Here is a 21269-nt window from a genome sequence, read left to right on the forward strand (position 1 = left end):
GTAAGACTCGCCCTAGGGGTGGTTGGGAGGGTGGGGATGGTGCGTTCGGTTGTTTGGAGGTTCCGGGTGGGCGGGTCTTGCGGCTGCGGGGCGGGTGGTGAGTGAGTGGATCCTTGTGGCTGTGGCGGGGGTGATCGGAGGCGAGACGGGACGGGGCACGAACGGGCTCCTAAGACTCGCCCCCGGGTGGTTGCAGGTGGGGACGGTGCGTTTGCGCTGGGGTTTGCCGTGCCCGGGGGCAAACGCGCTCGGAGTCAGCGGCTGGGGGCTTCCGATTCCGGGTAGACATCTTCGTCGGTGAGCAGGGCGCTGCCCGCGACTTGGTCTTGGGCCAGAGCTTCCAGGAAGGCGCGGGCCCAGCGGTCCACGTCGTGGGCGAGGACCTGGCGGCGCAGGGAGCGCATGCGGCGGCGTTTGGTGTCGCGGTTGTCTTCCAGGGCGGAGACGATAGCGTCCTTCACGCTGTCCAGGTCGTGCGGGTTGCACAGGTATGCCTGGCGGAGCTCGGCGGCGGCGCCGGTGAACTCGCTGAGCACCAGGGCTCCGTTGAGGCCGCTGTGACAGGCGACGTACTCCTTGGCCACCAGGTTCATGCCGTCGCGCAGCGGGGTCACCAGCATGACGTCGGCGGCGACGAAGAAGGCGATCAGCTCGTCGCGCGGGATGGGGCGGTGCAGGTAGTGCACCACCGGGTGGCCGACCTGGGCGAACTCGCCGTTGATCCGGCCGACCTGGCGCTCGATGTCGCCGCGCATCTGGATGTAGCTCTCGACGCGCTCGCGGCTCGGGGTGGCCAGCTGCACCATGACGGTCTCGGAAGGGTCGACGCGGCCGTCGATCAGCAGCTCCTCCAGCGCGTTGAGCCGGATGTCGATGCCCTTGGTGTAGTCGAGCCGGTCGACGCCGAGCAGGATGTTCTTCGGGTTGCCCAGCTCGGCGCGGATCTTGGCCGCCCGCTCCCGGATCGAGCGACGCCGCGAGTGCTCGTCCAGCTCGGCCGAGGCGATCGAGATCGGGAACGCGCCGGCCCGCACGGTGCGGAAACCCACCTGCACCACGCCGAGCTTGGAACGCACGCCCACGGTGCCGCGCGAGGTCGGCTGTCCGGCCAGTCGCCGCGCCAGGTACAGGAAGTTCTGCGCGCCGCCGGGCAGGTGGAAACCGATCAGATCGGCGCCGAGCAAGCCCTCGATGATCTCGGTCCGCCACGGCATCTGCATGAACAGCTCGACCGGCGGGAACGGGATGTGCAGGAAGAAGCCGATGGTCAGATCCGGCCGCAGCATGCGCAGCATCTTGGGCACCAGCTGCAGCTGATAGTCCTGCACCCACACCGTCGCGCCCTCGGCGGCCACCTTCGCGGTCTCCTCGGCGAACCGGCGGTTCACGTTGACGTAGGCGGACCACCACCTGCGGTCGTAGATCGGCCGGACGATCACGTCGTGATACAGCGGCCACAGCGTGCCGTTGGAGAAGCCCTCGTAGTAATCGATGACCTCCTGCGCCGACAACGGGACCGGATGCAGCTCGAGGCCGTCCTCGATGATCGGATCGACGTCGACGTCGGGCACGCCCGCCCAGCCGACCCACGCGCCCTTGTTGCTGCGCAACACCGGCTCCAAAGCGGTCACCAGGCCGCCGGGGCTGCGCTTCCAGCGGGTGCTGCCGTCGGGGAGTTTCTCCAGGTCGACAGGCAGTCGGTTGGCCACAACGACGAAACCCGAACCCGCGCCTTCCGGAGCGATCGATCCGGCGCGCAAGGCGCCGGGCTCCGGTGGATCGGATTCGGGTAGTTCGGACCGGGCGTGCTGGGAGTCCTCGGACGGCTGTTCGGTCATCTGGTCCACTCACGCATCCTTATTTGGTTGGCGGCGCTCGCGGTGTCCTTCGCGGTCACGCGGGGTTGCTGTCGCCTGGCCCGTCGCTCGCCTCGGTCACGCGTCGCTGATTCGGCGTTGGAGTTTGTCTGTCGAGTCGACGGCGCCGTTGTCGTCGAGCGAGTGGTCGGGTGTTACTCGCCGCGGTTGTTCGGGCCGATGCCGAGCATCGACAGCAGCATCCGGCACTCGTCGGCGTCCTCGGCGTAGGCCGCGACGACCCGCTGCGCCTGACGCGCGGTCTCGTCGGCAAGTGGTTCCAGTTCGTCGTCCGCGATATCGTTCGCGCTGCCCTTCGCGGCCATCTTCTCGTCCTCCCGGCTCATACGCTCGTGCGTGTGAATAGTCAATGTTAAGCGACGCCCTTGCCCCCAAGGCCTCGGAGCCAGTTCACGGTATCGAATCGGCGCCGCCGCACCAGTATCCCGCGAATCCAGAGTGCCTGGTGCACCCGCACTCCGGTGCCTATACCGTGGTGGCGCAGCATCAACTCCACGAAAGGGTCGACAATGCCGCTGGCGACGGTGAACGGAATCTCCCTCAATTACCAGGTCAAGGGCGACCGGTCGAAGGGCACCGACGTCAAGGGCGGCGGGCCGCTCGTCGTGATGATCATGGGCACCGGGAGCCCCGGCCGGGTATGGGAGCTGCACCAGGTGCCTGCGCTGCTCGCCGCCGGATACCGGGTCTGCACCTTCGACAACCGCGGCATCGCGCCCTCCTTCGAGGCGCCCTCCGGCATGACCATCGATGACCTGGTCGCCGACACCGCCGGGCTCATCGAACTGCTCGACGAGGGACCCGCGCTGGTGGTCGGCACCTCGATGGGCGCGCGTGTGGCCCAGGAGCTAGCGCTGGCCAGGCCCGACCTGGTGCGCAAGGCCGTGTTCATGGCCGGGCACGGCCGGCTCGACCAGTTCCAGAAGACGCTTTCGCTCGGCGAGCACGAACTGGACGCGAGCGGGGTCAAGCTACCGCCGAAGTACGAGGCCGCGGTGACCGCGGTGATGAACCTGTCGCCCGCCACCATGGCCGAAACCAACGCCGCGCGCGACTGGCTCGACCTGTTCGAATTCACCGGCGGTCCGGTCACCCCCGGCATCCGCGCGCAGCGCAAGATGGACCACGATTTCGACCGTGTTCAGGCCTACCGTGCGATCTCGGTGCCCTGCCTCGCCGTCGGATTCGCCGATGACCGGATGATCCCCCCGCACCTCACCAGGGAGGTGGCCGAGGCCATCCCCGGCGCCGGCTACCAGGAGATCCCCGACGCCGGACATTTCGGCTACCTGGAGCGCCCGGAGGCGGTCAACAAGTTCCTCCTGGATTTCTTCGCCGCCTGAGGTAACCGCCTACGCGTAACGTCTCCCTTGCTAGGGTCGACACAACGCTCGGGAGTCTTCCGGCGGACGGCCCGTGATTCGCACGGGCGCCGCGCCGGACAGACCCTGCAGCCGATCCCGTACATAGCGCCAGTATCCAGTGAGGTGAAATTGAGCACCAACCCCTTCGATGACGAAGACGGCCGCTTCTTCGTCCTGGTCAACGACGAGGAACAGCATTCCCTGTGGCCCGCCTTCGCCGAGGTTCCGGCCGGTTGGCGCGTCGTCTTCGGTGAGGACAGCCGCGCTGCCTGCGTCGAGTACGTCGAGAAGAACTGGACCGACATGCGTCCGAAGAGTCTGCGTGACGCGATGGCCGCCGACGACGCGGCCCGACAGGGCGCCCAGTCCTGAACCGCGGTATTCGATACTGCGCCGGGGACTCTCGCTGAGCCGCCACCGCGTGGCACCGTAAAGCCGGTGTCACGCGGCGGGCAGGCCCGGCTATGATTGGTCCGCTTCTCGCCTCCTTAGCTCAGTGGTAGAGCACTCGCCTTGTAAGCGAAAGGTCGTCAGTTCAATCCTGACAGGGGGCTCGTTCGTGAGAGGGCGCTCGGTTCTTGGAGCCGGGCGCCCTTTTGCAGCCGCTTCGCGGCTGAGCTCAGTGGTAGAGGCTCTGCCGTTTTTGTAAGCGAAAGGTCGTCAGTTCAATCCTGACAGGGGGCTCGTTCGCTCTGCCACTCAGTCGCGGTCCGCGATGGGCGTATCGGGACCATCGTTGTGGAGCAGCGCGAGCGTGCTCCTGCGCCCGGGCCAGTAGATGGTCCCGTGCTCGAAGCGTTGATACGCGCCGCCGTCGAATTCCTGCTCGTCGGCGACGGGCCAGCCGAGATCGCCGTTCTCGAAACCGGATCGATTCCACCGATCGCGGATCGCGCCGTGCACCCACACCGGCGGACGGCCCGCTCCGTAGCGCAGGTACAGCGCGCCGCCCTGGAAACCCTGCACCTCGCCGAGACGCACGCCGTCCGCGGCGGTCAGCACGGTCCGGTCGGTGATCGGCCAGCCGAGCGGGCCTCCCTCCCAGCCGAGTTCGGCGAACTTGACGTACAGCTCCGTGGAAATGGCGTGCGCGCCGGTGTCCGGATGCCAGTACACCTGACCGTTCTCGAACTCTGCCCGGCGGCCGACGCCGTCCGGAGTCGCGATCTCGCCCACGGTGATCCTGCGGCCGAGCCACGGCGCGGCCGCGGCGGCGTCGTCGATGGCGTTGCCCTGCCCGGGCGGCGGCCCGCCGCCCGCGTACTCGTTGACGAACGTCTCCAGCCGATCCCAGATGAAGTTGTAGCCGACATCGGTGTGCGTGCCGATCCCCAGCTCCTCGGTGACGTACTTGTGGTCCGAGATGCCCTCCCCGCGCCAGTACGGCGGCGGGATGACGACCGGCTCGAAGCCGTACTTGCGCGCGTCCTGGACCGCGAGCCAGGCCGCGATCCGGACATCGTCCTCGCGCTCCAGCCACTGCGCGCGGCTCCATCCGGCGCGGGACCCGGCGAAGCACAGATTGATGGTGAAGGGGTTGGCGTCGAGGACGCTCCAGCTGGCGTAGTCGGTATCGACCACGTCGCAGATGATCCCGTCGCGCAGCGTGTAGTGGTAGGAGACGCTGTTCGCGGGATTGTTCAGATAGTTCGCCAGCGACTCGGCGGTGCCGTTGCCCTCCTGCGTGTGCAGCAGGAAGTTGGTGACGCGCGCGCCGTGGCGGCTGCTGCGTGAATTGCCCATGCGGTCGAGCTCGATGTACTCGGGTTGGGTCACGGGCCGCGGCGCGCGGTCGAGCGACCACTGCCCGTAGTCCGCGGCGTAGACGTCGTTCACGTCGACGGACGAGCCGTCGATGATCGGGCCGGGGTTCGTCGGGGTGTCGACGATGCGCTGATACAGCGAAATGCCTTCGGCGATATCGCCTTCCGACCACGCCTTGGTCTGCCAGGCCCAGTGCCGGCCCGGCGTGGTCGACCGGCCGACGACGCCGTCGCGGATGGCCCACAGGCACACCTCGTCGTGGCCGTAGACGCCGGTCCACTCCTGGCCGATCGCGTTGTTCACGCCGCGGAAGAAATGCACGGCCTTGGTGTTCCAGGTGTCCTCGTCGATGTCCTCGTCGACGGCGAAGTAGATCGGGCAGTAGCCGGGCCCGCCCGCCGCGAAATGGCGTTGCTTCGCCTCCTGTCCCATCCGGGCGCCGCCCTCGTAGCCGAGGGTGTAATCCGAAGGAGCGCTCGCGTTGCCGGTTTTGCCGTACTGCCAGATCGAGACGATGTCCAGACCGGCGGCGCGAATGCGGTCGGCGTATTCGCGCGTGAGCGGCTTGGCCCCGAAGTTCGAGCCAGGCCGCGACGTCGAGACGTAGGCGAGCACCGCGATGTGCCCGGCGTCCCGGATGGCTCGCGGATCGATCTGCCGCCCCGCGTAATCCACTGCTGTGACCATCGTTGCCCCTTCGTTTTCGTTGGTGCCGATTCCCCCGGCCGTTACTCACGGCCGAGCTCGGGCCGACGACGCCGAAGAGCCTGAGGGTCGGCCACATCGAGATATCGCGGCCGAAATTCCGCAGGAAGGTGACGGCGTCGCCGTCGAGAACTTCGAACGGCGCGGTATGCCTGAGTGCCACCGGCGTTCACGTCGATCCGGTCGACATGCGGTCCGCCGGGCCGAGCACCGTCAGGCAGTGCGCGCTTCGCCGACGGCGGGTAGTCGGTCGGCGGCGAGGCAATCCGGATGATCGGGGAGCAGAGGTCTCCGCAGCGGCGCTGGGTCCTTCGGCAACGGCGCTGAGTCCTTCGACGACGGCGCTCGGTTCTTCGATACTGTTGCCGGAGAAGGGAACTGAACGTGGCTATCAACCATGACACCACTCGTTTCGTGCGGAGCTGCAACGTCTGAAAGCCGTCTTCGTGCAACGGCACCGCTAACTGATAAAAGTGTAGAGCAGCGCGCGCGCTGGACAAGAGCGTTCATCGAACAGTCATGAAAGCCGGTGCGATCCAGGTCGGGTCGGCCGAACGGAAAAGGGCGCTCGGTTCGCCACCGAGCGCCCTTCGGCTTTGGGGAACGCGTCGCGCGACTCGCTCAGTCCGGCACGTTGGCGCCGTGGCCGAGATCCCGCAGCGCCTGCTTGATCTTGGCCTGCGCCTCGTCCAGCGACTCGGGCGAGGGGTTCGGGTCGGCGCCGGAGATGTCGAAGTTTCCGAGGCTGTAGGCAGGGAAGACGTGCACGTGCAGGTGCGGCACCTCGAGCCCGGCGATGAGCAGACCGGCGCGCGGCGCGTCGAACGCGGCCCGCACGGCCCTGCCGATCTGCTGCGCGACGCCGTTGAGGCGCGCGAAGGTGTCGGCATCGATGTCCTGCCACTGGTCGATTTCCTTGCGCGGCACCACGAGCGTGTGCCCCTGGGTGACCGGCGCGATGGTCAGGAAGGCGACGAATTCGTCGTCCTCCCAGACGAATCGACCAGGGATCTGACCGGCGATGATCGCACTGAAGACGGAAGCCATATCCGCAGCGTAGTCCGCGGACGGCCGCGCGCTACACCGCCACGAAGTGCGAGAGCAGGCCCTGTACCTCGTAGATGTCGACCTGCCGGTTGAACCGCTTCTGCAGCGGCTCGTGCGTGCCCGCGATCCAGATGACGAGCTCGGCGTCCAGATCGAAGGTGCCCGCCGTCTCCACCGCGAAATGCGTGATCGAGCGGTAGGGGATGCTGTGATAACTCACCTTCCTGCCGGACAGGCCCTGCTTGTCCACCAGGATCAGGCGGCGGTTGGTGAAGAGGATGGCGTCGCGCACCAGGAGGTAGGCGGAATAGATCTGCTCGCCGTTGCCGAGCAGCTTCGCGTACTCCTGCTGCGCCTGGCCGGGATCGATGCGCCCGGCGTTGCCCATCAGTCCGTCGATCAGACCCATGATCTGCACGTCCTTCGCGGTGGCGGGAGACGGTCCGGCGGATCGTCCGAACCCTCCCCACCATGATCCACGGGCCGCGGCCGCGACGGATGAAAGGCGGCAATCGAATTCGCGATCGGTCGGCTATCGGTGGTCGAACGGTGGGCGAACGGCCGCCGAACGCGGGACGTCCAGAAGGCCGATGCCCGGCGAGGCCGATAGTCGCTTCACCTAAGCTGTTGCCCGTGCGCGTACTCGTCATCGGTTCCGGAGCCCGTGAACATGCCCTCGTCCTCAGCCTGCGCCGCGACCCCGCGGTGACCGCGCTCTACGCCGCGCCGGGCAACGCGGGCATCGCGCAGCACGCGCAGGTGCGTCCGGTGGACCCGTCCTCGGCCGAGGCCGTCGTCGCGCTGGCCACCGAACTGTCCGCTGACCTGGTGATCATCGGGCCCGAGGTGCCGCTGGTGCTCGGCGTCGCCGACGCGGTGCGCGCCGCGGGTATCGCCTGTTTCGGCCCGTCGGGCGCGGCCGCCAGGATCGAGGGCTCGAAGGCTTTCGCCAAGGACGTGATGGCGGCGGCCGGGGTGCGCACCGCGCACAGCGAGGTCGTCGACAACCCCGCCGAGCTGGACGCCGCGCTCGATCGTTTCGGCCCCACCTGGGTCGTGAAGGACGACGGCCTCGCCGCGGGCAAGGGCGTCGTGGTCACTGCCGACCGCCTCGCGGCCCGCGATCACGGGGCCGAACTGCTCGAGCAGGGCCACCCGGTGCTGCTGGAGTCGTTCCTCGACGGCCCGGAGGTCTCGCTGTTCTGCCTGGTCGACGGCGAGACGGTGGTGCCGCTGCTGCCCGCGCAGGATCACAAGCGCGTCGGCGACGGCGACACCGGCCCCAACACCGGCGGCATGGGCGCGTACACGCCGCTGCCGTGGCTGCCGGAGGAAACTCTCACCGCGATCGTCGAGGACGTGGTGAAGCCGGTCGCCGCCGAGATGGTGCGCCGCGGCTGCCCGTTCTCCGGCCTCCTCTACGCCGGGCTCGCGATCGGCGCCGCCGGGCCCGCGGTGGTCGAATTCAATTGCCGCTTCGGCGATCCCGAGACCCAGGCGGTGCTCGCCCTGCTGGAGAGCCCGCTCGGCGAACTGCTGAACGCCACCGCGACCGGCACTCTCGCCGAGGTCGCGGCGCCGCGCTGGCGAGACGGCTCGGCCGTCACCGTCGTGATCGCCGCCGAGAACTACCCGGGCCGTCCGCGTCTCGGCGACGTGATCACCGGCACCGGCGAGGCCGCGCAGGACGACGCCGCCGTGCTGCACGCGGGCACCGCGCTGCGTGAAGACGGCGCGCTGGTCTCCGCGGGCGGCCGGGTGCTGAGCGTCGTCGGCGTCGGCGGCGACCTCTCCGAGGCCCGCACCAAGGCCTACGACCGCATCGCCTCGATCAAACTCCCCGGCAGCCACTACCGCACCGACATCGGCCTCGCCGCCGTCGAGAACCGCATCGCCCTCCCCACCCGGTAGCCCCCTTTCCGCACAAAGACCGTGACGCTGTGCGGCGACATGGTCTGTGGGGTCAGAAGCTGAGCCCGTGCAGGGCCAGCCAGGCGCGCGGGTCGACGTGCTGTCCGCCGACGATCACCTCGAAGTGCAGGTGCGGGCCGGTGGAATCGCCGCGGTTGCCCATGCGGGCGATCTGCATGCCCGCGGGCACGCGCTCGCCGACGGAGACGAAGAAGTCGTACATGTGCCCGTAGACGGTGATGGATCCGTCGTCGTGGCGGATGCGCACCCACAGGCCGAAGCCCTGGGCGGGGCCCGCGTCGATCACGGTGCCGTTGGCGACCGCGTAGATCGGGGTGCCGATGGGGGCCGCGATATCGATGCCGTTGTGGAAAGTGCCCCAGCGAGAACCGAATCCGGAGGTGAACGTGCCCCGGGTCGGCAGCACGAAGCCGCCGATTCCGGGCAGGATCGAGCCGGGCGGCAGCGGCGCGGTGCCGCCCATCCACGGCTGCCATTCGCCCGCGGCGGCCGCGGCGGCCTCGGCCTTCGCGCGTTCCAGTGTCGCCCGCGCCGCCGCCGCGACCACGGCCTGCTCGCGGCGGCGCTCACCGTTGGCGATGGCGTTGAGGTAGCGGCGCACCGAGGGCGGGGTCGACTGCATCTCCTGCGGGTGGGCGAAGAAGACGCGCATCGCCTCGTTCGGGCCGGGGGTGCGTTCACTGACGCCCCAGTCGAAAGGCGTGTCGGCGCCCGCAAGGAGCAGGGTCGCGATCAGCCCGGCGATCAGCACCCGGTGCTTGCGCAACAGGGCTCGATAGTCCTGCCGTTTCTGCTCGGTCCAGAGTTCGCGCAGATCGGGGCGGGGACGGCGGCGTAGTCCGTCGAACTCGGTGCGGGCACGCCGCAGCAGCTCACGTGGGCCGGACCGCTCCCGCTTTTCGGCACGCCAATCGGGCGGAATGACGCCGATGCCACCCACTCCGCGTACCCGATCGAGCCCCGCGCGGCGAGCCTTTTCAAGCATTACGCCGACCTTAGTGGTGCGCGCGGAACGAACGGGCGGATGCGGGTAGATGTCGGCCGGGAAAGCTCTCCGGCGAAAGCCGAGCGTTGCCGACATGGCGTCGTGTGCGAGGGTCTACCGTCTGTCGGGTGTCTGGAGAATCTCGCCGGTCGACCATTCCACCTTTCTACGTGATGGATGTCTGGAAAGCCGCCGCGGAGCGCGCCCGAACCCACGGCGACGTGCTGGTGCTCGCGGCCGGCCAGCCGTCGACGCCCGCCCCTGCTCCGGTGCTGCGCGCGACCAAAGCCGCGATCGACGCCGAATTGCTCGGCTACACAGAGACTTTCGGCATCCTTCAGCTGCGCGAGGCGATCGCCGAGCACCACAGGGACACCTACGGCTACCACGTCGACCCCGACGAGGTAGTGGTGACGACCGGCTCGTCCGGCGCGTTCACCCTCATCTTCCTGGCCGCCTTCGACGCGGGGGACACCGTGGTGGTGGCGCGGCCCGGCTATCCGGCCTACCGCAACACCCTCACCGCGCTCGGCTGCCGGGTGGTCGAACTGGACTGCGGCCCCGAAACTCGGTTCCAGCCGACCGTGGCCATGCTCGACGCGTTGCCCGAACCGCCCGCGGGACTCGTGGTCGCCAGCCCGGCCAATCCGACCGGAACCATGATCGCCCCGGCCGAACTCGCCGCGCTGGCCCGGTGGTGCGACGCGCACGGGACACTGCTGATCTCCGACGAGATCTACCACGGCATCACCTACGAGAGCACAGGCTCGGACGCACAGACCTCCTCCGCGTGGGAGACCTCCCGCGAATCCGTGGTTATCGGCTCGGTTTCCAAGTACTTCTCCATGACCGGCTGGCGGCTCGGCTGGATGCTCGCGCCGAGCAGGCTGCGACCCGCGCTGCAACGGCTGGCCTCCAATATGACGGTGTGCCCGCCCGCGGTCTCCCAGTACGCGGCGCTGCACGCCTTCGGGGCCGAGGCCAAGACGGAGCTCGACGGACACGTCCGGCGTTACGCGGTCAACCGGCGGCTGCTGCTCGACGGGCTGCCGAAACTCGGGATCACCGATCTCGCGCCCGCGGACGGCGCCTTCTACGCTTACGCCGACATCGGCCATCTCACCGACGATTCGCGCGTGTGGTGTGCCGAGGTGCTCGAGCACACCGGGGTCGCGCTGGCGCCCGGCATCGACTTCGATACCGTGGCCGGGCGCCGCACCGTTCGCTTCTCGTTCGCGGGTGCTACCGCGGACATCGAGGCGGCGCTGCTCCGGCTCGGGTACTATCTGCGCGCCTGATCCTTATGTCCGACAACAAGTTTCCACAGTTCGGCACCGGAAACGCCCAGATGAGGTAAAACAACGTTGGCTGGGTTTCGACAATCGATTTCGCACGGATGAACTGATGACGACTGGCACGATGGCACGGTGATAACCGCGACGACCCCGAAAGGCGAACGGCGTCGCCAGGCCCTGGTAGCGGCCGCCGCCGAGTTGTTACTCGAAGGCGGATTCGATGCAGTGCGGCATCGCTCGGTTGCCACGCGCGCGGACCTACCGCTCGCGTCGACCACGTACTACTTCGAATCCCTGGAGGACCTGATCGCCCGCGCGGTCGAGTTCAGCGGGAACGCGGAGCTGGACGCGATGCGCCGCAGGGTCGGCGAGGTGAGTCACCGCCGCCGCGGAGCCGAGGCGACCGTCGACTTGGTGCTCGACCTACTGGTCGGCGCCGACGGGCAGGACGAGGGAGCGCGCGGCCAGCTGATCGCCCGCTACGAGCGTTCGGTGGCCTCGGCGCGGCATCCCGAGCTACGTGAGGTCCAGCTACGGCTACGGGCCCAGCTCGACGAGCTGCTCTCCGACGTACTGCGGCGTTCGGACCGGTTGGTGCGGCACGAACAGCTGCGCAGGCTGATCGCGGTGGTCGACGGCGCGGTGGTCGCGGCACTCAGCGAAAGCAACCCGGAACCCCGGCGAATGGCGCGCGGCGCGCTGCTCGAGGTGATCGATATCGTCGCCCCGGCGACGCCGCAGCAAGTGGACAGGTTCCGAGCACTAGACTGACCAGACGTGAGTCTCGTCCCGAATGTCCTCGCCACCCGTTACGCCAGCCCCGAACTGGTGCACCTGTGGTCGCCCGAGCACAAGATCGTGCTGGAACGGCGGCTGTGGCTGGAGGTGCTGCGGGCACAGTCGGAGCTCGGCATCGACATCCCGGCCGGCGTGATCGCCGACTACGAGCGAGTGATCGACCGCGTCGACCTCGCGTCTATCGCCGAGCGCGAGCGGGTCACCCGGCACGACGTGAAGGCGCGTATCGAGGAGTTCAACGCGCTGGCCGGGCACGAACACGTGCACAAGGGCATGACCAGCCGCGACCTCACCGAAAACGTCGAGCAGCTGCAGATCCGGCTCTCGCTCGAGCACGTGCACGCGCACGGCGTGGCGATCGCGGCGCGGCTGGCCGAGCGCGCGGCCGAGTACCAAACCGTGGTCATGGCGGGCCGCTCGCACAACGTGGCGGCGCAGGCCACCACCCTCGGCAAGCGCTTCGCCTCGGCCGCCGACGAACTGCTGATCGCGCTGACCCGGCTGCGCGAGCTCATCGACCGTTATCCGCTGCGCGGTATCAAGGGCCCGATGGGCACCGCGCAGGACATGCTCGACCTGCTCGACGGCGACCCGGCCAAGCTGGCCACGCTGGAGCAGCAGGTGGCGAGGCACCTCGGATTCGCGACCGTGTTCACCAGCGTGGGCCAGGTCTACCCGCGCTCGCTCGACCACGACGTGCTCTCCGCGCTGGTGCAGGTGGGTGCGGGCCCGTCGTCGTTCGCGCACACCATCCGGCTGATGGCGGGCCACGAGCTGGTCACCGAGGGCTTCCAGCCCGGGCAGGTGGGCAGCTCGGCCATGCCGCACAAGATGAACACGCGCTCGTGCGAGCGGGTCAACGGCCTGCAGGTGGTGCTGCGCGGCTATGCCTCGATGGCCGCCGAACTCGCGGGCGCGCAGTGGAACGAGGGCGACGTGTTCTGTTCCGTGGTGCGCCGCGTCGCGCTGCCGGACGCGTTCTTCGCCATCGACGGCATGATGGAGACCTTCCTCACCGTGCTCGCCGAGTTCGGCGCCTACCCGGCCGTGATCGCCCGCGAGCTCGACCGCTACCTGCCGTTCCTCGCCACCACCCGCATCCTGATGGCCGCGGTCCGCGCGGGCGTCGGACGGGAGACCGCGCACGAGGTCATCAAGGAGCACGCCGTCGCCGTCGCCCTCGCCATGCGCGAACAGGGCCGCGAGCCCGACCTGCTGGACCGCCTCGCCGCCGACCACCGCCTCCCCCTCGACCGCCCGGCCCTCGACGCCGCCCTCGCCGACAAGTCCGCCTTCATCGGCGCCGCAGGCGCCCAGGCCGCCGACGTGGTCGCCCAGGTCCAAAAACTGGTCGACGCCTACCCCGAAGCCGCCCGCTACACCCCATCCCCGATCCTCTAGCCGCACACGCGAAACCCGGCTGCCACCGTCCCTTCGCTTCGGCTGTGGCGGTTAGGGTGCGGTGTGGATCCGTACACGATTTTCGCTGACATCATTGCCGGGCGGGCGCCTGCTTCCAAGGTGTACGAGGACGACGACGTGGTCGCGTTCATGGATATTCGGCCGATGACGCCGGGGCATTTGTTGGTGGTGCCGCGGGTGGCGGCGCGGAGTCTCGCGGAGTTGGATCCGGTGGTCGGCGGGAAGCTGTTTCAGGTGGGGCAGCGGCTGGCGGGGGCTTTGCGGGAGAGTGAAGTGGGGTGTGACGGGGTCAACTTCTTTCTCGCGGACGGCGTGACGGCGGGGCAGGAGGTGTTCCACGTGCACCTGCACGTCATCCCGCGCATCCCGGGCGACGGCTTCGGATTGCGCGGGCGGCCGACCAGTCCGCACCGCGCTGACCTGGACTATCTGGCCGGATCCATTCGCGGGGCGCTGGCGCGGACGGAGCCCGCAGGGGGCCGGTGAACGCTCGAGCGGGACGTGAAAGCCCTTACGTACTGGGCAGTTTGCTGCGATAGCGCCAAGATCTCGAATCCCTCCCGCAACTCCATGGAGTGGGTTACGTTGGATGCCATTGTCGTGCAGTGTTGGAGGGCGGGACATGCGGCGTACCAAAGTTGCTGTTGCAGTGCTCTCCTGCGCGATCGCGATGCTCGGGCCATGGGCGGTCGAACCCGCGTCCGCCTCGGCCGCTCGGATCGTGCGAATCTCCGAGCTGGGCCCGACCCGCTCCTCGGTGTTCATCGATTCCCCCGCGATGGGCCGAACGGTCCAGGTCGACGTGCTGCACCCGGCGGACGGCGGCTCCAGGCCCGCCTACTACCTGCTGGACGGCCTCGACCCCGGCGTCGGCCAGAGCACCTGGACCAACGCGACCGACGCCGAGGCGTTCTTCCGCGGCAAGAACGTCAACGTGGTGCTGCCCGTCGGCGGCCAGGCCAGCTACTACACGGACTGGCAGCGGGACGACCCGCGCTTCGGCCGCTACAAGTGGGAGACCTTCCTCACCCAGGAACTGCCGCCGTTGATCGAGGAGACCTTCGACGGCAACGGCGTGAACGCGATCGGCGGCCTCTCGATGGGCGGCAGCGCGGCCTTCATCCTGGCCGCCCGCCACCCGCACCTGTATCGCGCGATCGCGGGCTACAGCGCCTGCCCCGACACCGGACTCGCCACCGGCGGAGTGATGTTCTCCATCGCCAACCGCGGCGGCAACCCGGTCAACATGTGGGGCGCGCCGGGCAGCCCGGCCTGGGCCGAGCACGATCCCTCGCTGATGGCGGATCGCTTGCGCGGCAAGACGATCTACCTGTCCACGGGCACCGGCGTGCCTGGCCCGCACGAGGCCGAGTTCAAGCCGCAGCTGGCCGAGAACATCTTCCTCGGCGGTCCGGTCGAGGTCGGCATCAACACCTGCGTGATCACCTTCGAGCGGCGGCTGCGCGGCATGGCCATTCCGGCGCGCATCGACTACAGCCCGGTCGGCACCCACTCCTGGTCCTACTGGCAGGACACGCTGCACGCCTCCTGGCCCACCCTGGCCTCGGCCATCGGCGCCTGATCCGGCAACCGCCCGGCGCGAATCCGATCGCGCCGGGCGTCGCGCGATCACAGCCGGGACAGTTCGCTCTCCGACCACGCGGGATAGTCGGTGTAGCCCTTCGCATCTCGCCCGTACAACCCTTCCTCGCGAACCGAAGCCAGCGGCAGGCCGCGCGTGATCCGTTCCACCAGATCGGGATTGGCGATGAAAGCCCGCCCGAAGGAGACGAGATCGGCGACGCCGTCCCGCAGCACCGCTTCCGCGCCTTCGGCGGCGGTCGGCTCGCGGTTCTCGCCGATGTTCGCGATCAGCGTGCCACGCCAGCGCGGTCGCAGATCGGCGAGCGCGGGATAGTCGTCGTTGTCGATGAGATGCAGGTAGGCCAGCTCGCGAGAATCCAACTCGTCCACCAGCTTTCGGTACAGGGACGCCGGATCGTCTTCGCGCATGTCGAATTGCGGGTTGCCGGGCGAGAGCCGGATCGCGGTGCGGCGCGATCCGATCGCCTCGGCCACCGCGTCCACGATGGCCAGCGGCGCCCGCATCCGGTTGACGTTCGAACCGCCGTATTCGTCCGTGCGCAGGTTGGTGTTGTCGGCGAGGAACTGGTGCACCAGATAGCTGTTGGCGCCGTGGATTTCGACGCCGTCGAAGCCCGCGGCCACGGCATTGCGGGCGGACGCGGCGTACTGGCCGATGATCGCGGTGATGTCGTCCCGGCTCAAGACACCCGGCGTGATCGGATCGGCCTTGCCGCCCTCGATCAGGTGCACGCGATCCGGATCGATCACCGCGGAGGGGCCCGCGGGCCATGATCCGTCGATGCGGCCGCGCGGATGGTTCTTGCGGCCGCCGTGCATCAGCTGGGCGAAGATCCGTCCGCCGTTGGCGTGCACGGCGGCGGTGACCCGGCGCCAGGCGTCGACGTGGGCTTCGGTCTCCAAGCCGGGCGCCCACGCCTCGCTCTGGCCGGTCGAATGCGGCCAGATTCCCTCGGTGACGATCAATCCGGCGGCGGCGCGCTGCGCGTAGTAGTCGACGACATCGGAGGTGGGGGAGCCGTCCGGCAGCGAGCGCAACCGGGTCATCGGTGACATGACGATCCGGTTCGGCAGGGCCAGTTCGTGGTTGCGGTAGGGCGTCAGAAGCTGCATGACGCGTACGCTAGGACCTGACATCAATGTCAGGTCAAGAGCAGTTGGTGCGAGGAGTCGAGGATGCGCATCGGGGAACTGGCCGAGCGGACCGGCGTCAGCGTCCGGTCGCTGCGGTACTACGAGGACAAGGGCATGCTCGCCGCGGCGCGCAGCTCCGGCGGGCAGCGCGAATACCCGGAGGCCGCCGTGGACCGGGTCAACCGGATTCAGGAGATGTTCGCGGCCGGGCTGACCAGCGACACCATCGCCGAACTGCTCCCGTGCATCCACGACACGGACGGCACGCCGAGCGCCGCGGCCACCCCGTTCCTGGTGCAGAAGCTGACCGAGGAGCGAGCCAGGATCGACCGGGCGCTGCGGGACCTGCACAGCACCTGCGAGGTGCTCGACGGCGTCCTCCGGGCCGCGGGTGGTGAGGCGCCGCCGCCGGAGTTCCATCGCGCCGAGGATTCGACGACCCGCAAGTAGGGTGGATCCCATGTCTGTCGAAAGTGTGGTGGCGGCGCCGATCGCCAAGACGGTGCCTGCCGAGCGGGTGCATCACGGCGACGTCTTCGTCGACGAGTACGAGTGGCTGCGGGACAAGGAGGATCCCGAGGTCATCTCCCACCTCCAGGCGGAGAACGCCTACACCGAGGCGCAGACCGCCCACCTGCAGGGCCTGCGCGAGAAGATCTTCGAGGAGATCAAATCGCGCACCCAGGAGACCGACCTCTCGGTGCCGACCAGGATGGGCGAGTTCTGGTACTACTCGCGCAGCTACGAGGGCAAACAGTACGGCGTACACTGCCGCTGCCCGATCGACGAGCAGGCCGAGGGCATCGACGCCTGGACCCCGCCGCGGCTCGAGGCCGACAGCGAGATCCCCGGCGAACAGGTGCTGCTGGACAGCAACGAGCTGGCCGCGGGCCACGCCTACTTCGCCCTCGGCGCGTTCTCGGTGAGCCACGACGGTCACCTGCTCGCCTATTCGGTCGACACTGTCGGCGACGAGCGCTACACCCTGCGATTCCAGGACCTGCGCAGCGGTGAGTCGCTGGCCGACGAGATCGTGGGCACCGCGCCGGGCGCGACCTGGTCGCTGGACGGCAGCCACGTCTTCTATCAGACGGTGGACGAGTCCTGGCGGCCCGACACCGTGTGGCGGCACCGGCTCGGCGCGGCGACCGATACCGACGTGAAGGTCTTCCACGAGCCCGACGAGCGCTACTGGGTGAGCATCGGCTCGACCCGCTCGGAGAAGTACCTGATGATCTGGGTCGGCTCCAAGATCACCACCGAGGGTTGGGTGCTCGAATCCGACAACCCCGAGGGCGAATTCCGGATCGTCATGCCGCGGCGCGAGGGCGTCGAGTACTCGGCCGAGCACGTCGTGATCGGCGGCGAGGACCGCTTCCTGATCCTGCACAACGACGTCGTGGACGGCGTCAAGGCGGAGAACTTCGTGCTCGCCGAGGCGCCGGTCGACGACCCGTCGAACCTGACGCTGCTCATCGGCCACCGCGACGACGTGCGGCTCGAGGACGTCGACGCTTTCGCCGATCACCTGGTGCTGAGCTACCGGCGCGAGGCCCTGACCAGGGTGGCGGTATGGCCGCTCACCGCGTCCGGCTACGGCGAGCGGCGCGAACTCGAATTCGATCTGGAGCTCTTCGCGGTCGGCGCGGGCGCCAACCCGGAATGGGCCCAGCCGACCCTGCGCATCGGTCTGACCTCGTTCATCACCCCGATGCAGGTGTTCGACTACGTGCCTGCCACCGGCGCGTTGCTGCTGCGCAAGGAGCAGCCGGTGCTCGGCGGCTACGACGCGAACGACTACGAGCAGCGCCGGGATTGGGCGGTCGCCGCGGACGGCACCCGGGTCCCGATCTCGCTGGTGTGGAAGAAGGGCGCGGTGGCCGAGGGCGAGCCGAAGCCGCTGCTGCTCTACGGCTACGGGTCCTACGAGGCGAGCATGGATCCGTCCTTCTCGGTGGCGCGGTTGTCGCTGCTCGACCGCGGCATGGTGTTCGCGGTCGCGCACGTGCGCGGCGGCGGCGAGATGGGCAGGCTCTGGTACGAGAACGGCAAGACGCTCACCAAGAAGAACACCTTCACCGACTTCGTGGCCTGCGCTCGGCAGCTGATCGACACCGGGGTGACCACCGCCGATCGGATGGTCGCCGACGGTGGCAGCGCGGGTGGGCTGCTGGTAGGCGCCGTGGCGAACCTGGCGCCGGAGCTGTTCCGTGGTGTTCTCGCGAACGTGCCCTTCGTCGACCCGCTGACCTCGATCCTCGATCCCTCGCTGCCGCTCACCGTCATCGAGTGGGACGAGTGGGGTAATCCGTTGGCGGACAAGGACGTCTACGAGTACATGAAGTCCTACTCGCCGTACGAGAACGTCGAGGCCAAGGACTACCCGGCGATCCTGGCCGTCACGAGCCTGAACGACACCAGGGTGCTCTATGTCGAGCCCGCCAAGTGGGTGGCCAAGCTGCGCGCGACCAAGACCGGTGACGCGCCGCTGCTGCTCAAGACCGAGATGAGCGCAGGCCACGGCGGCGTCAGCGGCCGCTACGAGAAGTGGAAGGAAGTGGCCTTCGAGCACGCCTGGGTGCTCGACACGGTCGGGCTGGCATAGGACCGTTCCGGCGGCCTCCCGATCTCGGCTGGCCGCCGGCCGCGAATGCGGTGAGTGTTCGTTCTGCGGTCACGCTCGCTGCACGTCGATGACACTTGCGTCCGGCATCGTAGGTTCATGAACGCTGAGCTGATCGTGTCCGTGTCGGGGATTCGGGACACCACTCGAGACGCCGCGATCGAATTCGCCGCCGAGATGGATCATCGCGACGTGCGGTTGTCACTGCTGGTGGCGCCGCGGTTGAAGGGCAAGTACCGGCTGGTCGACGACCCGGCCACGCAGGCGTGGCTGCGCGGCAGGCGGGCCCGTGGCGACGCCATCGTGCTGCACGGCTACGACCAGGCGGCGACCAAGCGGCGCAGGGCCGAGTTCGCCACGTTGCCCAAGCACGAGGCGAAGCTGCGGCTCACCGCGGCGGATCGGGTGCTGGAGCAGGTGGAGCTGCGCACCAGGCTCTTCGCCGCGCCGCGCTGGGACGCCTCGGCCGGCGCCATCGCCGCGCTGCCGGAGACGGGTTTCCGGGTGGCGCTGGGTCTGACCTCGATCCTCGACCTGGAGCGCAACGCAGCGCAGAAGGCGCGCGTCTATGGCATCGGCGAGGGTTTCCGTGCCGAGCCGTGGTGGTGCCGGGCCCTGGTCATGGGCGCTGCGCGTACCGCGCGGCGTGGCGGCGTGCTGCGCTTGGCCGTTTCCGCGGCGCAGTTGCAGCGCTCGGGTCCGCGCCAGGCGATGCTGGACGCGGTGGATCTGGCGCTGTTCCACGGCGCGGTCAGCGAGGTGTACCGCTGGGAGCCGGTCGACCTGGTGCGCGCGGCCTGACGGCCGCGGGCCTCGGTACGCCCGCCGCCGGGTCTGGCGATCGAAGGCGGCGGGCGTACCTTCGCTCGGATGCCTAACCGGTGGGTTCCGTATGCGGGGTTGTCGCGGCGGGCGTCGTGCCGGGCACCTTGGCTTTCGCGTTGTGCGTGAAGCCGCCCGCCTCGGCCCTGGTCAGCGAGACCTTCAGCGGATGGCTGGCCAGCTGTCGCACGCAGCGGTCGACGTCGGCGAGCAGCAGATCGACCATGTCGTGGGTGAAGCCGTGCCGGATGACAGCGCGCATGACCGTCTCCGAACCGCGGTCGGGCGGCAGCGGATACGCGGCGATCAGCCAGCCGCGGGTGCGCAGCCGGTCGGACAGGTCGTAGAGATTGAAGCCCGGCGTGCCGGTGAGCCGCCAGCACACCGCGGCGATGCCGCGATTCGGGTCGCCGTCGTGGATCAGCTCGAATCCGTCGAACGCGGTCAGGCCGTCCGCCAGATGCCGGGCGACCCGGTAGATCGCCTCCTGCAATCGGGTGTAGCCCAGTCTGCCGAGCCGGATGAAGTCGTAGTACTGCGTGATCACCTGGCCGCCCGGCCGGGAGAAGTTCAGATTGAAGGTGGCCATGCTGCCGCCGAGATAGTCGACGTCGAAGATCAGCTCCTGGGGTAGATCGTCGGCCGTGCGCCAGATCGCCCAGCCCGCGCCCAGCGGGGCGAGCCCGGTCTTGTGGCCGGAGGAGTTGATCGATTTCACCCGTTCCAGGCGGAAATCCCACACCAGGTCGGGTGCGGTGAACGGGGCGAGGAAGCCGCCGCTCGCCGCGTCGACGTGCAGCGGAATGTCCAGGCCGCTCGTGGCTTGCAGGTCGTCGAGCGCTTGCGCGATGCCCGCGACGTCCTCGAACAATCCCGTGTAGGTCTGTCCGAAGTTGGCGACCACCATGATGGTGTTCGCGTCGCAGTGCGCGGCCACGTCGTCGGGGTGCATGGTGAGCCGGTCGCCGCGCAGCGGCACCTGACGGATCTCGACGTCGAAGTAGCGGGCGAACTTCTCCCAGCAGACCTGCACGGGACCGCAGACGAAGTTCGGCGTGCCCGAGCCACCGCGCTTGCGCCAGCGGAACTTGGCGGCGAGCCCGCCCAGCATCGCGGCCTCGCTGGACCCGGTGGTGGAGGTGCCGAGCGTGGTCGCGGGATCGGGGGCGTGCCAGAGGTCGGCGAGCATGCACGCGCAGCGGCGCTCCAGCTCCGCGGTCTGCGGGTACTCATCCTTGTCGACGATGTTCTTGTCCAGCGACTCGTTCATCAGCCTGCGCGCCTGGTCGTCGACCCAGGTGGTGCAGAAGGTGGCGAGGTTCATCCGCGAGACGCCGTCGAGCAGCAGCTCGTCGTGCACGATCTGGTAGGCGGCGTCCGGAATCGTCTCCTTCGCCGGGAATCGCTCCTTGGGTGCGGGGTGGTCGATAGCAGGCAGCGCGAACAGATCGTCGAAGTCCGGTTCAGCGGGCATCAGGGGCCTCCCAGCAAGGCTGCTCATCGATTGCCACGGATCGGTTGATGACCTCATTCTGCAATGAATGGCCTGTACAAGTGGCCAATTCGAGCTGACGCGGCGAATGCTGAGCGGCTGCTGGCGTGCGACACTCCGGTGCTGTGTATGTCTGTCGCGCGGTCCGGCGTTCCGTCGATGGCGGTATGCCCACCGCGTTCGCACGTATCCTGACCTCGCAGGGGACGGAATCTCGAGCTGATCTGCCACTGTCTTTTCAGCAGTCGAATCGCTGCGGTCGAGTGGGGGTCTCCCTACTGCGACCATAGCAGCGGGTGGGCGCGAACGGTGCTTCGGCTGCGGCGGATCTGAGCCGACGCGGCGGTGGTTGGGCGCGAACGCGCCGTTCTCGCGGCCGGATCGGATGGCATCGCGAACGGCAC

Annotated in this window: 19 protein-coding genes and 1 tRNA gene; 12 read left to right on the plus strand and 8 right to left on the minus strand. The window is 68.7% G+C overall.

From position 1 onward, the window contains the following. Positions 1 to 254: 254 nt before the first annotated feature. Both ACRWNM_RS04015 and ACRWNM_RS04020 read right to left on the minus strand, forming a co-directional pair. Positions 255 to 1760 (minus strand): alpha,alpha-trehalose-phosphate synthase (UDP-forming), encoded by a 1506-nt coding sequence (locus tag ACRWNM_RS04015; RefSeq protein ID WP_431964505.1) that lies wholly within the window; start codon positions 1758 to 1760, stop codon positions 255 to 257. A 251-nt stretch (positions 1761 to 2011) separates the two neighbouring features. Continuing rightward, entirely contained in the window at positions 2012 to 2203 is a 192-nt protein-coding gene (locus ACRWNM_RS04020; RefSeq protein ID WP_431964552.1) for a hypothetical protein, read from the minus strand. A gap of 183 nt (positions 2204 to 2386) precedes the next feature. On the opposite strand from ACRWNM_RS04020, the gene ACRWNM_RS04025 reads away from it, so the two are divergent. The 3 genes from ACRWNM_RS04025 (at position 2387) to ACRWNM_RS04035 (ending at position 3795) form a co-directional block, all read left to right on the plus strand. Beyond that, entirely contained in the window at positions 2387 to 3220 is an 834-nt protein-coding gene (locus ACRWNM_RS04025; protein WP_431963621.1) for an alpha/beta fold hydrolase, read from the plus strand. A gap of 150 nt (positions 3221 to 3370) precedes the next feature. Further along, positions 3371 to 3613 (plus strand): MbtH family protein, encoded by a 243-nt coding sequence (locus tag ACRWNM_RS04030; RefSeq protein WP_011207082.1) that lies wholly within the window; start codon positions 3371 to 3373, stop codon positions 3611 to 3613. Between the two features lie 110 nt (positions 3614 to 3723). Next, positions 3724 to 3795: transfer RNA gene (locus ACRWNM_RS04035), tRNA-Thr, on the plus strand. Positions 3796 to 3940: 145 nt separating this feature from the next. Here ACRWNM_RS04035 and ACRWNM_RS04040 read toward each other — a convergent pair. The 3 genes from ACRWNM_RS04040 to ACRWNM_RS04050 form a co-directional block, all read right to left on the minus strand. Then, positions 3941 to 5692 (minus strand): glycoside hydrolase domain-containing protein, encoded by a 1752-nt coding sequence (locus ACRWNM_RS04040; RefSeq protein ID WP_431963623.1) that lies wholly within the window; start codon positions 5690 to 5692, stop codon positions 3941 to 3943. A 639-nt stretch (positions 5693 to 6331) separates the two neighbouring features. Next, complete coding sequence (locus tag ACRWNM_RS04045; RefSeq protein WP_431963625.1) at positions 6332 to 6757, minus strand: HIT family protein; 426 nt, start codon at positions 6755 to 6757, stop codon at positions 6332 to 6334. 31 nt (positions 6758 to 6788) lie between these two features. After that, positions 6789 to 7166 (minus strand): PH domain-containing protein, encoded by a 378-nt coding sequence (locus tag ACRWNM_RS04050; RefSeq protein ID WP_068055805.1) that lies wholly within the window; start codon positions 7164 to 7166, stop codon positions 6789 to 6791. A gap of 224 nt (positions 7167 to 7390) precedes the next feature. Between ACRWNM_RS04050 and purD the strand changes: the two genes are divergently transcribed. Then, positions 7391 to 8668 carry a phosphoribosylamine--glycine ligase gene (gene purD, locus ACRWNM_RS04055; RefSeq protein ID WP_431963628.1) on the plus strand — a complete coding sequence of 426 codons (1278 nt, stop codon included), beginning with the start codon at positions 7391 to 7393 and terminating at the stop codon, positions 8666 to 8668. Between the two features lie 52 nt (positions 8669 to 8720). Here the strand turns inward: purD and ACRWNM_RS04060 are convergent, their stop codons facing one another. Continuing rightward, positions 8721 to 9674, minus strand: a complete 954-nt coding sequence (locus tag ACRWNM_RS04060; protein WP_431963630.1) for a M23 family metallopeptidase — start codon at positions 9672 to 9674, stop codon at positions 8721 to 8723. Positions 9675 to 9802: 128 nt separating this feature from the next. Between ACRWNM_RS04060 and ACRWNM_RS04065 the strand changes: the two genes are divergently transcribed. From ACRWNM_RS04065 to ACRWNM_RS04085, 5 genes are all read left to right on the plus strand, one after another. Next, entirely contained in the window at positions 9803 to 10972 is a 1170-nt protein-coding gene (locus ACRWNM_RS04065; protein WP_431963632.1) for a pyridoxal phosphate-dependent aminotransferase, read from the plus strand. A 129-nt stretch (positions 10973 to 11101) separates the two neighbouring features. Further along, a complete protein-coding gene (locus ACRWNM_RS04070; protein ID WP_431963634.1) occupies positions 11102 to 11740 on the plus strand; it encodes a TetR/AcrR family transcriptional regulator in 639 nt (212 codons plus the stop codon). Positions 11741 to 11746: 6 nt separating this feature from the next. Then, positions 11747 to 13168, plus strand: a complete 1422-nt coding sequence (gene purB / locus ACRWNM_RS04075) for an adenylosuccinate lyase (RefSeq protein WP_431963636.1) — start codon at positions 11747 to 11749, stop codon at positions 13166 to 13168. A 63-nt stretch (positions 13169 to 13231) separates the two neighbouring features. Then, positions 13232 to 13675 (plus strand): HIT family protein, encoded by a 444-nt coding sequence (locus ACRWNM_RS04080; RefSeq protein WP_431963638.1) that lies wholly within the window; start codon positions 13232 to 13234, stop codon positions 13673 to 13675. A gap of 136 nt (positions 13676 to 13811) precedes the next feature. Continuing rightward, positions 13812 to 14771, plus strand: coding sequence for an alpha/beta hydrolase (locus tag ACRWNM_RS04085; RefSeq protein ID WP_431963640.1), 960 nt, complete (start codon positions 13812 to 13814; stop codon positions 14769 to 14771). Positions 14772 to 14818: 47 nt separating this feature from the next. Here the strand turns inward: ACRWNM_RS04085 and ACRWNM_RS04090 are convergent, their stop codons facing one another. After that, positions 14819 to 15907, minus strand: a complete 1089-nt coding sequence (locus ACRWNM_RS04090; RefSeq protein ID WP_431963642.1) for an alkene reductase — start codon at positions 15905 to 15907, stop codon at positions 14819 to 14821. Between the two features lie 63 nt (positions 15908 to 15970). Here ACRWNM_RS04090 and ACRWNM_RS04095 point away from each other — a divergent pair, with 63 nt between their 5' ends. The 3 genes from ACRWNM_RS04095 to ACRWNM_RS04105 all read left to right on the plus strand — a co-directional run bounded on the left by ACRWNM_RS04095 (position 15971) and on the right by ACRWNM_RS04105 (position 19352). Beyond that, positions 15971 to 16378 carry a MerR family transcriptional regulator gene (locus ACRWNM_RS04095; RefSeq protein WP_431963644.1) on the plus strand — a complete coding sequence of 136 codons (408 nt, stop codon included), beginning with the start codon at positions 15971 to 15973 and terminating at the stop codon, positions 16376 to 16378. A 10-nt stretch (positions 16379 to 16388) separates the two neighbouring features. Beyond that, a complete protein-coding gene (locus ACRWNM_RS04100; protein WP_431963646.1) occupies positions 16389 to 18533 on the plus strand; it encodes a S9 family peptidase in 2145 nt (714 codons plus the stop codon). A gap of 117 nt (positions 18534 to 18650) precedes the next feature. Beyond that, positions 18651 to 19352, plus strand: coding sequence for a DUF2334 domain-containing protein (locus ACRWNM_RS04105; RefSeq protein ID WP_431963648.1), 702 nt, complete (start codon positions 18651 to 18653; stop codon positions 19350 to 19352). A 73-nt stretch (positions 19353 to 19425) separates the two neighbouring features. Here the strand turns inward: ACRWNM_RS04105 and ACRWNM_RS04110 are convergent, their stop codons facing one another. Next, the gene (locus ACRWNM_RS04110) at positions 19426 to 20847 is read right to left on the minus strand and encodes a glutamate decarboxylase (RefSeq protein ID WP_431963650.1); all 1422 of its coding nucleotides are present in this window, start codon (positions 20845 to 20847) and stop codon (positions 19426 to 19428) included. Positions 20848 to 21269: the final 422 nt, after the last annotated feature.

The sequence above is a fragment of the Nocardia sp. bgisy134 genome (genome assembly GCF_965341865.1).
Classification (GTDB): domain Bacteria; phylum Actinomycetota; class Actinomycetes; order Mycobacteriales; family Mycobacteriaceae; genus Nocardia.

Coding starts and splice junctions, on each gene's coding strand:
- ACRWNM_RS04020 (WP_431964552.1), bottom strand. CDS start 2,203: ATGAGCCGGGAGGACGAGAAGATGGCCGCGAAGGGCAGCGCGAACGAT.
- ACRWNM_RS04025 (WP_431963621.1), top strand. CDS start 2,387: ATGCCGCTGGCGACGGTGAACGGAATCTCCCTCAATTACCAGGTCAAG.
- ACRWNM_RS04040 (WP_431963623.1), bottom strand. CDS start 5,692: ATGGTCACAGCAGTGGATTACGCGGGGCGGCAGATCGATCCGCGAGCC.
- ACRWNM_RS04045 (WP_431963625.1), bottom strand. CDS start 6,757: ATGGCTTCCGTCTTCAGTGCGATCATCGCCGGTCAGATCCCTGGTCGA.
- ACRWNM_RS04050 (WP_068055805.1), bottom strand. CDS start 7,166: ATGGGTCTGATCGACGGACTGATGGGCAACGCCGGGCGCATCGATCCC.
- ACRWNM_RS04060 (WP_431963630.1), bottom strand. CDS start 9,674: ATGCTTGAAAAGGCTCGCCGCGCGGGGCTCGATCGGGTACGCGGAGTG.
- ACRWNM_RS04085 (WP_431963640.1), top strand. CDS start 13,812: ATGCGGCGTACCAAAGTTGCTGTTGCAGTGCTCTCCTGCGCGATCGCG.
- ACRWNM_RS04090 (WP_431963642.1), bottom strand. CDS start 15,907: ATGCAGCTTCTGACGCCCTACCGCAACCACGAACTGGCCCTGCCGAAC.
- ACRWNM_RS04095 (WP_431963644.1), top strand. CDS start 15,971: ATGCGCATCGGGGAACTGGCCGAGCGGACCGGCGTCAGCGTCCGGTCG.
- ACRWNM_RS04100 (WP_431963646.1), top strand. CDS start 16,389: ATGTCTGTCGAAAGTGTGGTGGCGGCGCCGATCGCCAAGACGGTGCCT.
- ACRWNM_RS04105 (WP_431963648.1), top strand. CDS start 18,651: ATGAACGCTGAGCTGATCGTGTCCGTGTCGGGGATTCGGGACACCACT.
- ACRWNM_RS04110 (WP_431963650.1), bottom strand. CDS start 20,847: ATGCCCGCTGAACCGGACTTCGACGATCTGTTCGCGCTGCCTGCTATC.